This is a genomic window from Nonomuraea spiralis (genome assembly GCF_014648435.1).
Lineage (GTDB): Bacteria > Actinomycetota > Actinomycetes > Streptosporangiales > Streptosporangiaceae > Nonomuraea > Nonomuraea spiralis.
The window spans coordinates 415,191-428,847 of the sequence record NZ_BMRC01000002.1; the positions used below are offsets into that span (position 1 = coordinate 415,191).

Below are 13,657 nucleotides of genomic sequence, written 5' to 3' on the forward strand. Positions count from 1 at the left end.
GGTGAGCTCGCTCTGCCCGCGCAGCGGGGTGAGATCCGTCAGGACGCCGCAGCCGCGCAGGCGGAGATGGACCAGGGAGAAGCGGTCGAGCGCCGCGAGGTCGAGGTCGCGCACCCCGTCGAGGTACACGTCGGTGACGGACGGGCAGTTCCGGGAGGCGGCCTCCAGGCAGGCGCCGGACTCCGTGATCGCCTCCAGCCACAACTTCCGCAGCTCCCGCATCCCGGCGAACACCGAACCGGGCAGCGGCAGGCCCTCCCGCTTGAGGTAGAGGAACTCCAGCTCGCTCTGCCGGGAGAGCGGTTCGTGCCAGGCGTCCCGGCCGTCGTCGAGCAGGTCGAGGCCGAGCTCCTTCAGGCGCGGCAGCCGGCCGAGGACGGCCGGATCGCCGAACCGGGCCTCGTGCAGCCACAGGTGCCGCAGCCGCGGCAGTTTCGCCACGGCGCCGAGGTCGAGCGCGTGCGGGGTGAAGAAACGTACCTGGAGGCGCTCCAGGTGGGGCAGGAGCTCCACCCCGTCCAGGGAGTCGACCGGGACGTCGTACAGGCTCAGCGCCCGCACCTGCGGCATGTCGCGGAGGAAGCGCACGTCGGGAAGGGGAGTGGGCACGCTGACGGTCACGTCGGTCGCCTTCAGGAGGGCGGCGCTGCGCAGCAGCCGGGCGCCGGCGAAGGTGACGCTCTCCATCCCGGCGAGCACGCGCCGGGCGTAGACGCCGGCGTCGAAGTACTGCCAGCCCTGCTGGAGCTGCTCCCGTACCTGCCAGCGTTCGTCGGAGGCGTATCCGGCGAGCCGGTCCAGGGCCTCCGGGCCGTTGATCAGGAACGTCGTGCGCACCACCCAGGCGGCGCGGACGTCCGGCAGGCCCGACAGGTCGCGGGGCAGCCGGCGCAGGATCTCCTCGCCCGCCGCCGCCAGCAGGTTCGCCTCCTCCTCGGTACGCGGCGGGATCACCTGCGCCAGGCACGCCTCGAACCGGTCGCGCAGCCCGGCCGGGATCTCCTGGATGGTCTCCAGGCACGCGGCCACCAGCAGCCGCAGCCTGCGGGCGTGCTTGCCGCCCTGGTCGGCGCGGTCCAGCAGGCCGCTCAGCAACTCCCCGCGCAGCCGGGCGTTGGCGTGCCCGGCCGCCATCACGACGACCTCGCGCCACTGGTCCAGGTGCGCCCGCTCGACGGCCGCCTCGACGTCCTCGTCCTCCACGAGCTGCCCGGCGGCCAGGTACTCCTGCACGGTCCGGTGCGCGAAGTCGATGCGGCCGGGCACCGGCTCGCGCAGCACGCCGCTCCTGCGCAGCAGGTGTTCGAGCACGTCGGAGGCGGTGTGGGAGACGCGGGTCATCGAGGCGAGCTTCTGCTCGACACGCCGCAGCGCGGTCGCCTTCGACAACTCCGAACGGCCCATGGACACCAGCCGCCAGGCCAGGTCGCGCAGGATCCACACCTTCTGGCCGGGGTCCAGCGACACGTCGTCGTCGATCCGCCGCTCGGCGTCGCGCCGTTCTAGCAGCAGGCTGAGCACGGCGTCGTAGAAACCCATCCGGCTGCGCGGGAGCTGGGTGCGGCGGTCGAGGTTGAGCGCGCACAACATGGCGGCCAGCAGCGGCGTCGAGGCGACCACGCCGAGGTGCGGGTTGGACTCCATACGGGCCAGCAGGGCGACCTCGTAGCCCTCCAGCTCGCCGGGGTCGCACGGCAGGCTGGGGCAGTCGCGGATCGCCACGTGCCACTGGCGGATCAGCTCCCGCTGGTCGTCGGGGGTCATCGGGTCCAACGTCACCGCCGCGAACCCCTCGTCGGCCAGCCAGCGGGCGTCGGCGGCCGTCGGGCGGGAGGTGACCACGACGCGCAGCGCCGGGTAGGCCGCCAGCAGCCGCGACAACCACTCCCGTACGGCCGGGCGGTGCCGTACGAGCAGTTCGTCCACGCCGTCGACCAGCAACAGCCCGCGCCCGGAGTCCAGCACGCGCTCCACCCAGCCGCGCGGCACGCGCCCGGCCACCTCCTGGGCGACGTCGTCCAGGAACGCCGCCGGCGCGGGCAGGCGGCCCGACGAATGACTCCGCAACTTGATCATCAACGGCACGCAGCCGTTCCAGGCGGCCAGGTCGCCGGAGAAGCCGCCGCGCGCGGCGGTGACCGCAAGCCAGCGCAGCAGCGTGCTCTTGCCCGAACCGGCGTCGCCGCGCAGCAGCGTGAGCCTGGAACGGCCGAGCGCCGACTCGATGCGCTCGGTGCCCCGTTCGGCGGGATGGTCGCCGGTGAGCGCGGCGATCGACAGCCGCTCCGGCGCGCGGGGGCCGCGTTCGCCGGTGGAGACGTTGAGGCTGATGTAGGCGACGCTCAGCGACGTGCGCGGGCGGTAGGTCTCCACCCGGACGCCGAACAGCTCGACCTCGTCGAGGGTGCGGCTGGCGAAGCCGAGGTAGAGGCGTTCGAACGCGGCGTCGTCCTGGCTGCCCTCCGGGGCCTCCAGGGTGCGCTGCGGCATCCGGGCGAGCAGGCGTTCCATGCCCTCGGCCAGGCCGCTGAGCCTGCCCAGGGTTTCGGTGGCGGCGCGCGGCAGGTACTGGGGAAGTTGCCGCATGAGGCCGACCAGGCAGTCGACGGACTCGGCGAGCAGGACGGCGTACAGGCGGTCCTCGGCCTCCCCGAGCTTGGGGGCGGGCAGGGCGGCCAGGACGCGCCCGGCGAGCCTGGCCGGGTCGGCGTCGGAGTCGAACAGGGCCTCGTCCGACAGGTCGGCCGCCCGCAGCGCGTCCACGACCTCCAGCAGCACGGCGGCCCGCGCGGCCTCGTCCAGTCCCCGGAACTCCTGCTCGACGAGCCGTGACAGCCGGGCCTCGACGGCCAGCGCGATGCCCTGGAGCTGGTTGTCGATCTTCCGCGGCGCGAGCCGGTCACGGAAGCCGCTCTGGAGGAGGTCCTTCAGCTCACTCGTACGGTCCTTGCGCGCGGCCCTGGTGGCCAGCCACTCGCGCATGGCGCGTTCCGCGACGCTCTTCCCAGCGGCGGTCAGGGCCGCCTCGATGCCTGGCATGTCTCCTGTATAAGTCGATCTTCCCGATCACGCGGTGAAATCGGCGAAGTCGAACCCCGGAGACACGACGCAGCTCACCAGCACGGCCTCGTCCCCGGCCGGCCGGGCCGACTGCCACACGCCGCCGGGCACCACCGCCTGCGGCACCTGCCCCTGCTCCACCAGCGGCCCGAGGGTGACGTCGGCGTCGCCGACGGTCAGGGTCAGCGGGCCGCCCCGGTGCCACAACCACACCTCGTCGGACCTGACCATGTGCGGGACGGACTCCTCGCCCGGCTGGAGCAGGAAGTAGATCCCGGTCGCGCTGGCGCGCGGGCCCGGGTAGCCGTAGGGCCGGACGGTGACGGGCGAGCGCCAGGTCTCGCGGTACCAGCCGCCCTCCGGGTGGGGGAGCAGGTCGAGCGCGGCGGCCACGGGCGGCCGTTCGTCGAAGCCGATGGGCTTGCCGGTGACGTCGCGCCGCAGGAAACGGGTGCCGTCGAGGACGGCCTGGCCGTCGGACGTGGCGGCCAGCGCCAGGGCGGCCGCCTCGTCGGCGACCTCCGTGGGGGCGCCGTCGGGATAGATCCTCAGCTCCACGTCACCGATCTTACGAGCATCTGGTCATGCGGGATCACCTGACGTGCGATTCGATTCCTCATATTTTAATATTAATGCCGATACGAATGAGGCAAGACCAGGTGAAACCCGATCAATGGCGTCGGCTCGCCGACAGCCCCGCCACCCGGCGGCAGATGTTCGGATACGCCGCCGGCGTGGCCGGCCTCGTGGCGCTGGGCCGAACGCGCCGTGGACGGCGACATCGCCACCTTCTGGCACTCCGAGTACTCGCCCCCCACCCCGCTCCCGCAGTCGCTGCGCTTCGACGGCAACCTCAACGGCACGATCCTCGACCACAAGGTGTACGTCAGCACCGACGGCCAGACCTTCACCCAGGTCGCCGCCGGGACGTGGGCGGGCGACGCGCGGCTCAAGACGGCCGCGTTCCCCGCCGTGGACGCCCGCTACGTACGCCTCGAAGGCACCCGCGCGAGCGGTGGCTCCTACCTGTCGGCCGCGGAGGTGACGGCCCGCTGACCCCTTGACCGGCCCGCCGATCCCTTCACCAAGGCCGCCCGGGGTCTCCCGGGCGGCCTTGGTGAAATGTCGGTCGGGCTGGCTAGTCTGCGGCAGGTGATCGAACGGTGGAGCCGTGATCAGGTGCTCGCCCTCGCCCCCGACGCGCCGTCCCAGAAGGCGGCCCAGGGCGTGGCCGCGGCGGGCAAATGGTCCTCACGCGGCACGACGGGCAGCGTCCTCTACGGCGAGTGCAAGGGCAGCGGTTCCAAGCCCTACCTGGCGTGCGTCGACCTGACCGAGCCCGCCTACCGGTGCAGCTGCCCGAGCCGCAAGTTCCCCTGCAAGCACGCCCTCGGCCTGCTGCTGCTGTGGTCGGCCGACGGCGTGCCGGCCGAGGAGACGGCGCCGCAGTGGGTGACCGAATGGCTCGACGGCCGCGCCGACCGCGCCGCCAGGTCCGCGGCCCGCGTCGAGGCCGCCCGCGCCGCCGGCCCTGCCGAGCCCACGCCCGCGACCGGCGGGGCGGAGTCGGTGCGGCACTCGCGGGTGGGGGCCGGGCTGGCGGAGCTGGAGCGCTGGCTGGCCGACCAGCTCCGGCAGGGCCTGGCGTCCTCCGCCGAGCACGACTGGGACGGCCTGGCCAAGCGCCTCGTCGACGCCCAGGCGCCCGGCGTCGCGGGCCTGGTGTCCCGGCTGACCCAGGTGCGCGCCGAGGACGACTGGCCGGGCCGCCTCCTGGAGGAATACGCGCTGATCAACCTCCTCGCCGTCGCCCACCGCCGCCGCGCCGAGCTGCCCGACCCGCTGGCGCAGACCGTACGCATCCGCACCGGTTTCCCCGTCACCCGGGAAGAGGTGCTGGCCGGGCCTGCGGTCCGTGACGAGTGGGCCGTGCTGGGCCGGCGCGACGACGTTCAGGACCGGCTGACCGCCCGCCGCGTCTGGCTCAAGGGCCGGGCGACCGGCCGGGCCGCGCTCGTCCTGTCCTTCGCCCCGGTCGGCCAGCCCCTCGACGCCTCGCTGGTCACGGGGGCCACGATCGACGCCGACCTCGCCTTCTACCCGGGTGCCGCCCCCCTCCGCGCCCTGGTCGCCGTACGCCACGCCACCGGCCCCGAGACCCGGCCCGGCCCGCCGGCCGGGGTCCCGGTCGAGGAGGCGCTCGACGAGGTGGCGCGGGTGCTGGCCGAAGACCCCTGGACCGAGTCGTGGCCGCTCGTGCTGGGCGGCGTCGTCCCCGATCGCGCGTCGATCGGCGGCCTGCCGCTGCACCCCCGGGCCCGCGACCCCTGGCGGCTGATCGCCGTCTCGGGCGGCCACCCCGTCACGGTGGCCGCCGAATGGACCCCGCAGGGCCTGCGCCCCCTCACCACCTACGACGACGAAGGAACGGCGGTGCTCCTGTGACCTGGGACGACCTGGCCTCCACCGCCCTCGTGGGCACCGACCGCAGGCCCTTCGCGGGAGACCTGCTGACGGTCGCGGCCGTCGAGACGGCGCGGCGGCGCGCGGGCCGCAGACCGGCCGAGCCCGCGCCCCCGGCGCCCGCCCCCGCCGAGGAGCTGCCCGCCGTGGGCAGGCGCGCCGCCGAGCGGCTGGTCCGCATCATGGGCGGCGAGCACGACCGCCTGCTGCCCGAATGGCTGGCCGCGGCCGCCGCGACCGGCCGCAGGGTGCCCTGCGACGTGCTGCCCGACCTGCTCGAACGGGGCAGGCGCGACCGCTCGATCCGGGCGCACCTCGGCGTCCTGGCCGGGCGGCGCGGCAGATGGCTGGCCGACCTCAACCAGGAGTGGGGCTACCTGCTGGAGGAGCCCACCGGCGAGACGTGGGAGCTCGGCGGCCCGGCCGACCGCCGCGCCCACCTGCGGGCCCTGCGCGCCGCCGACCCCGCCGCGGCCAGGGAGCTGCTGGAGAGCACCTGGGAGCGGGAGACGCCCGACGACCGGGCCGAGTTCGTCGAGCTGCTGGCCGACGGGCTGGGCATGGCCGACGAGCCGTTCCTCGAGTCGGCGCTCGACGACCGCCGCAGGGAGGTCCGGCAGGCCGCCGCCAACCTGCTGACCCGGCTGCCCGGCTCCCGCCTGTCCGGCCGCATGGCCCAACGGGCCCGCGCCTGCGTGTCGGTCTCCGGCTCGACCATCGCCGTCGAGGCGCCCCTGGAGTGCGACAGGGCGATGGAACGCGACGGCGTGCGTCCCAAGCCGCCGCGCGGCATCGGCGAGCGGGCCTGGTGGTTGCAGCAGATCCTGGCCCGCGCCCCGCTGGGCGTCTGGGACCGTCCGCCCTCCAGGCTGCTCAAGATGCGGATCCCCGACTGGGACGCCGAGGTGAAGGCCGCCTGGGTCCGGGCCGCGGTGCTGCAGAAGGACCCGGAGTGGGCACGCGCGATGTTCGGCTGGGACCCGATCGCCGACCTGCTCGAAGCGTTGCCACCCGCCGAGCAGCAGGAGCTGGCCGCCGGGTTCGTGCGCGAGCACGACCTCGACAGCCAGTTGATCATGGTGCTCGGCGGCGTCTCGTCCCATTGGGGGGAGGGGCTGGCGACGGCCGTCCTCCACAAGATCGTCAAGGTGGCCGCCGTCCAGCCGTGGAACCTCGGCGAGCTGGTCAAGCTGGCCGGAGAGCACATCGACCCCGCCCTGTTCCCGCTGGCCGAGAGCTACTCGCCGGTGGAGCCGGTCCAGCGGGTCGCCGCCTTCCTGCGTTTCCGTGCCGACATGTACAAGGAGCTTGCATGACCGTCCTGCGTCCCCACGCCGAAGACCAGTACGCCGAGGAACTGGCCTACCTGGCCAAGGACGACGACCGGCCCCGCCCGCCCGGCTGGCGGCTGTCGCCCTGGGCGGTGACCCGGTACATCCTGGGCGACGGCGACCGCGTCACCCCCAAGTACGTCGGCGCCCGCCGCATCGTCGAGGTCGCCGTGGCCACGCTCGCGACCGACCGCGCGCTGCTGCTGCTCGGCGTGCCCGGCACGGCCAAGACCTGGTTGTCCGAACACCTGGCCGCGGCCGTCAGCGGCGACTCCACGCTGCTCGTCCAGGGCACCGCCGGCACCGCCGAGGAGGCCGTCCGCTACGGCTGGAACTACGCCAGGCTGCTGGCCGAGGGGCCCTCGTTCGAGGCCCTGACGCCGTCCCCGGTGATGCGCGCCATGGCCGAGGGGCGGATCGCCCGGGTCGAGGAGCTGACCCGCATGCCCTCCGACGTCCAGGACGCGCTGATCACCGTCCTGTCGGAGAAGACGTTGCCGATCCCCGAGCTCAACCGCGAGGTCCAGGCCGAGCGCGGCTTCAACGTCATCGCCACCGCCAACGACCGCGACCGCGGCGTCAACGAGCTGTCCAGCGCCCTGCGCCGCCGCTTCAACACCGTCGTGCTCCCGGTGCCCGCCAGCGCCGAGGAGGAGGTGCACATCGTCGCGCGCCGCGTCACCCAGCTCGGCCGGGCCCTGGAGCTGCCGGAGACCACCACCGGGCTGGCCGAGATCCGGCGCGTGGTGACGGTCTTCCGCGAGCTGCGCGCGGGCGTCACCGAGGACGGCCGCACCAAGGTCAAGTCGCCCAGCGGCACCCTGTCCACGGCCGAGGCGATCTCGGTGCTCACCAGCGGCATCGCGCTGGCCGCCCACTTCGGCGACGGCGTGCTGCGCCCGTCCGACGTGGCGGCGGGGATCGTCGGCGCGGTGGTGCAGGAGCCGGTGTCGGACCGGGTGGTGTGGCGCGAGTACCTGGAGACCGTGGTGCGTGAGCGGTCCGACTGGCGCGACTTCTACCGCGCCTGCCGCGAGGTGTCATGAGCGCCGTCTCCGTCCTCGGCGTACGCCACCACGGCCCCGGCTCGGCCCGTTCCCTGCGCCGCGAGCTCGAACGCCTGCGCCCCGACGTGATCCTCGTCGAGGGGCCGCCGGAGGCCGACGCGCTCGTCGCCCTCGCGCCCGGCCTGGAGCCGCCGGTCGCGCTGCTCGCGCACGTGCCGGGCGCTCCGGCCAAGGCCGCGTTCTGGCCGTTCGCGCAGTTCTCGCCCGAATGGCAGGCGATCCTGTACGGCGCCGCCGCCGGCGTACCGGTGCGCTTCTGCGACCTGCCCGCCGCCCACTCCCTGGCCGACGAGGAGACGGACGAGTCGGAGGGCGGGGAGGCGGGTGACGGCCTGCGTGCCGACCCCATCGGCGCGCTGGCCGCCGCCGCCGGCCACGACGACCCCGAACGCTGGTGGGAGGACGTCGTCGAGCACCGCGGCGACACCCCGTTCGAGGTGATCGCCGAGGCCATGGCCGCGGTGCGCGAGGGCCACGTGCCGGTCGGCCGGGAGGCCAGGCGCGAGGCGTACATGCGCAGGACCCTGCGTGCCGCGATCAAGGAGGGGTTCGGCGTCGTCGCGGTGGTCTGCGGCGCCTGGCACGTGCCCGCGCTGGCCGGGCCGCTGCCCCCGGCCGCGGCCGACAACGCGCTCCTGCGCGGCATGCCGAAGGTGAAGGCCGAGCTGACGTGGGTGCCGTGGACCTACGGGCGGCTGGCCTCGTGGAGCGGCTACGGCGCGGGCATCGCCTCGCCCGGCTGGTACCACCACCTGTTCACCGTCCCCGACCGGCCGGTCGAGCGATGGCTCACCGAGGCCGCCGCCGTGCTGCGCGAGGAGGGGCTGCCGGTGTCGTCCGCGCACGTCATCGAGTCCGTACGCCTGGCCGCGACCCTGGCCGGGCTGCGTGGCAGGCCGCTGGCCGGGCTCGGCGAGGTGACCGAGGCGGCCAGGGCGGTGTTGTGCGAGGGCGACGACCTGGCGGTGGAGCTGATCCAGCGGCGGATGGTCGTCGGCGACCGGCTCGGCCACGTCTCCGACGGCACCCCGATGGTCCCGCTCCAGCGTGACCTGCGCGAGCAGCAGCGGCGGCTGAGAATTCGGCCCGAGGCGCTCGACCGTGAGCTCGACCTCGACCTGCGCAGGCCGCTCGACCTGGAACGCAGTCACCTGCTCCACCGGCTGCGGCTGCTGGAGGTGGGCTGGGGCACGCCGGGGCAGGCGCGCGGGAAGGGCACGTTCAGGGAGTCGTGGACGCTGCGCTGGCTGCCCGAGCACGACCTCGCGCTCATCGAGCACGCCGCCCTCGGCACCACGGTCGCCGCCGCGGCGGCGCGGCGCTGCCGCGACCTGGCCGGGGCGCCGTCGTCGGCGCTCGCCGACCTGACCGCGCTGGTTGAGGCGTGCCTGCTGGCCGACCTGCCGGAGGCGCTGCCCGGCGTGCTCGCGGCGCTGTCGGCCAAGGCGGCGCTGGACACCGACGTCACCCACCTGATGGCTGCGCTGCCCGCGATGGTGCGCGCCCACCGCTACGGCGACGTACGCGGCACGTCGGCCGAGGGGCTGGCGGTGATCGTGCGCTCGATGCTCGACCGGATCTGCGTCGGGCTGCCGGTGGCCGTCACCGGGCTCGACGACGACGCGGCGGCCGGCCTGCTCAAACACGTCGACGCCGTCCACGCCGCCGTCGCCCTCCTCACGGAACCCCCCGCCGCCTCAGGAAGCGCCTCGGCAGGCGCGGAGGGGGAGGGGGTGGTGCGGGGGCGGTGGCTGGGGACGTTGCGTGGCATGGCGGACCGGCAGGACCTGCACGGCCTCGTCGAGGGCCGGCTCACCCGCCTCCTGCTCGACGCCGGCGAGCTGGCCGACGCCGATGACCGCATGTCCAGGGCCATGTCCAGAGGCCAGACCCCGGTCAGGGCGGCGGCCTGGGTCGAGGGGTTCCTGTCCGGCGGCGGCCTGCTCCTGGTGCACGACCCCCGCCTGCTGGGCCTGGTCGACACCTGGCTGACCGCGCTGCCGGCCGACCAGTTCACCGACGTGCTGCCGCTGCTGCGCCGTACGTTCGGCGGCTTCGCCGGGCCGGAGCGGCGGGCCATCGGCGAGCGCGTGAGCGCGGCGGGCGGCACGGGTGACACCGGCGCCGCGACCGAGCCGGACGTGGACGAACGGCGCGCGGCGGGAGCCGTGGCCACCGTGTTGTCGATCATCGGGAGAGACCGTGGATGAGCGCATGCGCAGGTGGCGGCTGGTGCTCGGAGGCGGCGACGCCGACGGCACCGGCTGCGCCCTGGAGGGCGCCGACGCGCAGATGGACGCGGCCCTCGCCGCCGTCTACGACCAGGACGGCCGCGAGGGGCAGAGCCGGCGCGAGGGCGGCCTCGGCGCGTCCGCGCCGCGGGTGGCCCGCTGGCTGGGCGACATCAGGACATATTTCCCGTCCACGGTCGTCCAGGTGATGCAGAAGGACGCGATCGAGCGGCTCAACCTCACCAGGCTGCTGCTCGAACCGGAGATGCTGGAGGCCGTGGAGCCCGACGTGCACCTGGTCGGCACGTTGCTCGCCCTCAACCGGGTGATGCCCGAGCAGGCCCGCGAGTCGGCCAGGGCCGTGGTGCGCAAGGTCGTCGCCGAGCTCGAACGCCGCCTCGCCCAGCGCACCCGGGCGGCCGTGACGGGCGCGCTCGACCGCTCGGCGCGTACGCATCGGCCGAGGAGGGTGTCCGACATCGACTGGGACCGGACGATCCGGGCCAACCTCAAGAACTACCTGCCGGAGCGGAACACGGTCGTCCCGTCGCGGCTCGTCGGCTACGCGCGCCGGCAGCGGTCGGTGCAGCGCGAGGTGGTGCTCTGCATCGACCAGAGCGGCTCGATGGCGGCCTCGGTGGTGTATTCGAGCGTGTTCGGGGCGGTCCTGGCCTCGATGCGGTCACTGAAGACGTCGCTGGTGGTGTTCGACACGGCGGTGGTCGACCTGACCGAGCAGTTGCACGACCCGGTCGAGCTGCTGTTCGGCACCCAGCTCGGCGGCGGCACCGACATCAACAGGGCCATCGCCTACTCACAGGGCCTCATCACCCGCCCGGCCGACTCGATCTTCATCCTGATCAGCGACCTGTACGAGGGCGGCGTACGCGCGGAGATGTTGCGCCGGGTGGCCGCGATGACCCAGGCCGGCGTACAGGTGATCGTGCTGCTCGCGCTCTCCGACGAGGGCGCGCCCTTCTACGACCACGACAACGCCGCCGCGCTGGCCGCGATGGGCGTGCCGGCGTTCGCCTGCACCCCCGACGCCTTCCCCGACCTGATGGCCGCCGCGATCGAGCGGCGCGATCTCGCCCGGTGGGCCGAACGCCACACCGGTGCCTGAGAAAGGCCGAGGCCGCGGCTCCTCCCCCGTGGGGGAGCCGCGGCCGGGTCAGCGTTCAGTGGCCGGCCTGTTCGGGGCGGGCCTTGTGCGGCATGAGGAACGACAGGGCGAAGGTGATCGCCAGCAGCCCGATCTCGACCCAGACGGTCACCTGCATGGCCGAGCCGAAGCTCCACTGATCCTTGAGCAGGTTGAAGAAGAGCGTGCCGAGCACGGCGGTGCCGAGCGCGCCGCCGAGCTGCTGGACGGCGGTCATCGTGCCCGAGGCCGACCCCGACTCGTGCGGCTCGACCCCGGCCAGCACGATGTCGAAGAACGGCGCCATGGTCAGGCCCATGCCGATGCCGACCAGCGCCAGCCCGGGGGCGAGCTGCCAGACGCCGACGTCGGTGCCGGCCAGGTGGATGGTCACCCCGAGCACGGCCGCGCCGGCGGCCATGACGACCACGCCGATCTGCAGCAGGCCGCGGCCCAGCTTCTCCTGGAGCCCGGACATGGCCAGGCCGAAGCCGATCACGCCGCCGACCGCCTGGGGAAGGCTGGCCAGGCCGGCCTTGAGCGGGCTGAAGTGCAGGCCGGCCTGCATGTAGATGCTGAAGACCAGGCTGAGGCCGATCATGCCGGAGAAGAACGCCAGACCGGCGACCAGGCCGCCGGAGAAGGCCCGCTTGCGGAACAGGCTGGGGGTGACCAGCGGGTCCTTGCCGGAGGCGGCGCGGCGCGACTCGTACCGGCCGAACAGGGCGAAGACCACCAGCGAGGCGGCCATCGAGACGAACGTCCAGGCGGGCCAGCCCAGCTCGCGGCCCTGGATCAGCGGGTAGATCAGCAGGAATCCGGCGACCGAGACCAGGCCGACGCCGACCAGGTCGAGCTTGGTGGCGTTCGAGAGGCGGTACTCGGGCAGGAAGCGGATGCCGGCCAGCGCGGCGGCCAGGCCGAGCGGCAGGTTGATCAGGAAGATCATGCGCCAGCCGGTGCCGAAGAAGTCGGCGTCGACCAGCCAGCCGGCCAGCACCGGGCCGCCGACCGACGAGATCGTCATGACCGGCCCGAACATGCCGAACGCCTTGCCGATCTCCTGCGGCGGGAACATCTCCTTGATCAACCCAAGCCCCTGCGGCAACATCACCGCGCCGAACAGGCCCTGCAACACGCGGCTGGCGACAAGCATCTCGGGGCCGGTCGCCACTCCGCACAACAACGAGGCGGCGGTGAACCCGAAGGCGCCGATCAGGAACATGCGCTTGCGGCCGAACAGGTCGCCGAGCCGCCCGCCGGTGATCAGGCCGACGGCCATGGCCAGCGTGTAGCCGGCGCCGAGCCACTGCACGAGGCTGTCGCTGCCGCCCAGGTCGGCGCGGATGGTGGGGGCGGCGATCGTGGTGATCAGGGCGTCGAGCAGGTCCATGACCTCGGCGGCCAGGATCACGAAAAGGGCGGCCCAACGCCACCGGTAGGGCGCGACGGCCTCCGGGTCCGTCCGCGCCTGGTTGGTCACTGTCATCGGGAACTCCTTAGAACGCTGTTCTTGCTACGAACACTGTTCGTTGACGAACACCGTTTTAGTGGCGAACAGTGTTCGTGTCAAGTACAGTGTTCGCCATGGGGAGCAAGGAAGAAGCCGTGCCGGTGCCGCCGTGGCGCAAGACCCGCAAGCCCGCGCAGATCAGGCGGCAGCTCAGCCAGGACCTCATCGTCGAGACCGGGCTGCGGGTGCTCGACGCCGAAGGGCTCGACGCGCTCAGCATGAGACGGGTCGCCCAGGAGCTCGACACCGGCCCCGCCTCGCTGTACGCGCACGTCGCCAACAAGGAAGAGCTGCTCGAACTCGTCTACGACCGGGTGCTCGGCGAGATCCGGCTGCCCGAGCGCGATCCGAGCCGGTGGAAGGACCAGCTCAGGGCGTACTCGCTGGAGGTCTACCGGGTCCTCAACCGGCACGCCGACGTCGCCAGGGCGGCTCTCGCGAACATCCCCACGGGGGAGAACTCCCTGCGCGCCGGCGAGTTCGTCTACGGGCTGCTGCTGGAGGCCGGCATGCCGCCCGGCAACGCCGCCCTGTGCCTCGACCGCCTGTCCCTCTACCTCATCGGCGACGCCTACGAGGGCTCGGTGCACGTCAGCCGGCTGCGCGCCTCGGAGATGACCTCGCCGGAGGAGTACTTCACCGCCTTCGCCACACAGATCGCCGGCTACTACCGCACGCTGCCGCGGGAGCGGTTCCCGTACCTGGTGGGGCACATCGACGACCTGATCGCCGCCGACGGCGAGGAACGTTTCCGCTTCGGCCTCGAACTGATGCTGGACGGCATCGAGTCCCGCATGCCTTAGGCCCAATTGCCTAGGCCCCGCGCCCGATGTGCTGACCTGGGGCTTCCT

General features: G+C 73.5%; 9 protein-coding genes and 1 pseudogene. 7 read left to right on the top strand and 3 right to left on the bottom strand.

Annotated elements, in window-relative coordinates; all coding sequences use genetic code 11:
- Nucleotides 1–1,734: 1,734 nt before the first annotated feature.
- Together IEZ27_RS55255 and IEZ27_RS05885 are read right to left on the bottom strand one after the other, a co-directional pair.
- Nucleotides 1,735–3,039: pseudogene (locus IEZ27_RS55255) on the bottom strand (NACHT domain-containing protein); the annotation flags it as partial.
- A gap of 27 nt (nt 3,040–3,066) precedes the next feature.
- Complete coding sequence (locus tag IEZ27_RS05885; protein ID WP_229823396.1) at nt 3,067–3,618, bottom strand: cupin domain-containing protein; 552 nt, start codon at nt 3,616–3,618, stop codon at nt 3,067–3,069.
- 210 nt (nt 3,619–3,828) lie between these two features.
- Between IEZ27_RS05885 and IEZ27_RS05890 the strand changes: the two genes are divergently transcribed.
- From IEZ27_RS05890 to IEZ27_RS05915, 6 genes are all read left to right on the top strand, one after another.
- Nucleotides 3,829–4,116: a discoidin domain-containing protein gene (locus tag IEZ27_RS05890; protein WP_229823398.1), complete on the top strand. Its 288-nt coding sequence runs from the start codon at nt 3,829–3,831 to the stop codon at nt 4,114–4,116.
- 96 nt (nt 4,117–4,212) lie between these two features.
- Nucleotides 4,213–5,505 (top strand): SWIM zinc finger family protein, encoded by a 1,293-nt coding sequence (locus IEZ27_RS05895; protein WP_229823399.1) that lies wholly within the window; start codon nt 4,213–4,215, stop codon nt 5,503–5,505.
- Nucleotides 5,502–6,839 (top strand): DUF5691 domain-containing protein, encoded by a 1,338-nt coding sequence (locus tag IEZ27_RS05900; protein WP_229823401.1) that lies wholly within the window; start codon nt 5,502–5,504, stop codon nt 6,837–6,839. The genes IEZ27_RS05895 and IEZ27_RS05900 overlap by 4 nt, the downstream gene beginning before the upstream one ends.
- Nucleotides 6,836–7,900, top strand: a complete 1,065-nt coding sequence (locus tag IEZ27_RS05905; protein WP_189646265.1) for an ATP-binding protein — start codon at nt 6,836–6,838, stop codon at nt 7,898–7,900. The genes IEZ27_RS05900 and IEZ27_RS05905 overlap by 4 nt, the downstream gene beginning before the upstream one ends.
- On the top strand, nt 7,897–10,131 hold the full coding sequence (locus IEZ27_RS05910) for a DUF5682 family protein (RefSeq protein ID WP_189646266.1): 2,235 nt from the start codon (nt 7,897–7,899) through the stop codon (nt 10,129–10,131). Before IEZ27_RS05905 ends, IEZ27_RS05910 begins: the two co-directional genes overlap by 4 nt.
- 4 nt (nt 10,132–10,135) lie before the next feature.
- Nucleotides 10,136–11,275, top strand: a complete 1,140-nt coding sequence (locus IEZ27_RS05915; protein ID WP_189646507.1) for a VWA domain-containing protein — start codon at nt 10,136–10,138, stop codon at nt 11,273–11,275.
- A 55-nt stretch (nt 11,276–11,330) separates the two neighbouring features.
- Here IEZ27_RS05915 and IEZ27_RS05920 read toward each other — a convergent pair whose 3' ends face one another.
- On the bottom strand, nt 11,331–12,782 hold the full coding sequence (locus IEZ27_RS05920; RefSeq protein WP_189646267.1) for an MFS transporter: 1,452 nt from the start codon (nt 12,780–12,782) through the stop codon (nt 11,331–11,333).
- Nucleotides 12,783–12,880: 98 nt separating this feature from the next.
- Between IEZ27_RS05920 and IEZ27_RS05925 the strand changes: the two genes are divergently transcribed.
- Nucleotides 12,881–13,609, top strand: coding sequence for a TetR/AcrR family transcriptional regulator C-terminal domain-containing protein (locus tag IEZ27_RS05925; RefSeq protein ID WP_189646268.1), 729 nt, complete (start codon nt 12,881–12,883; stop codon nt 13,607–13,609).
- Nucleotides 13,610–13,657 lie beyond the last annotated feature (48 nt).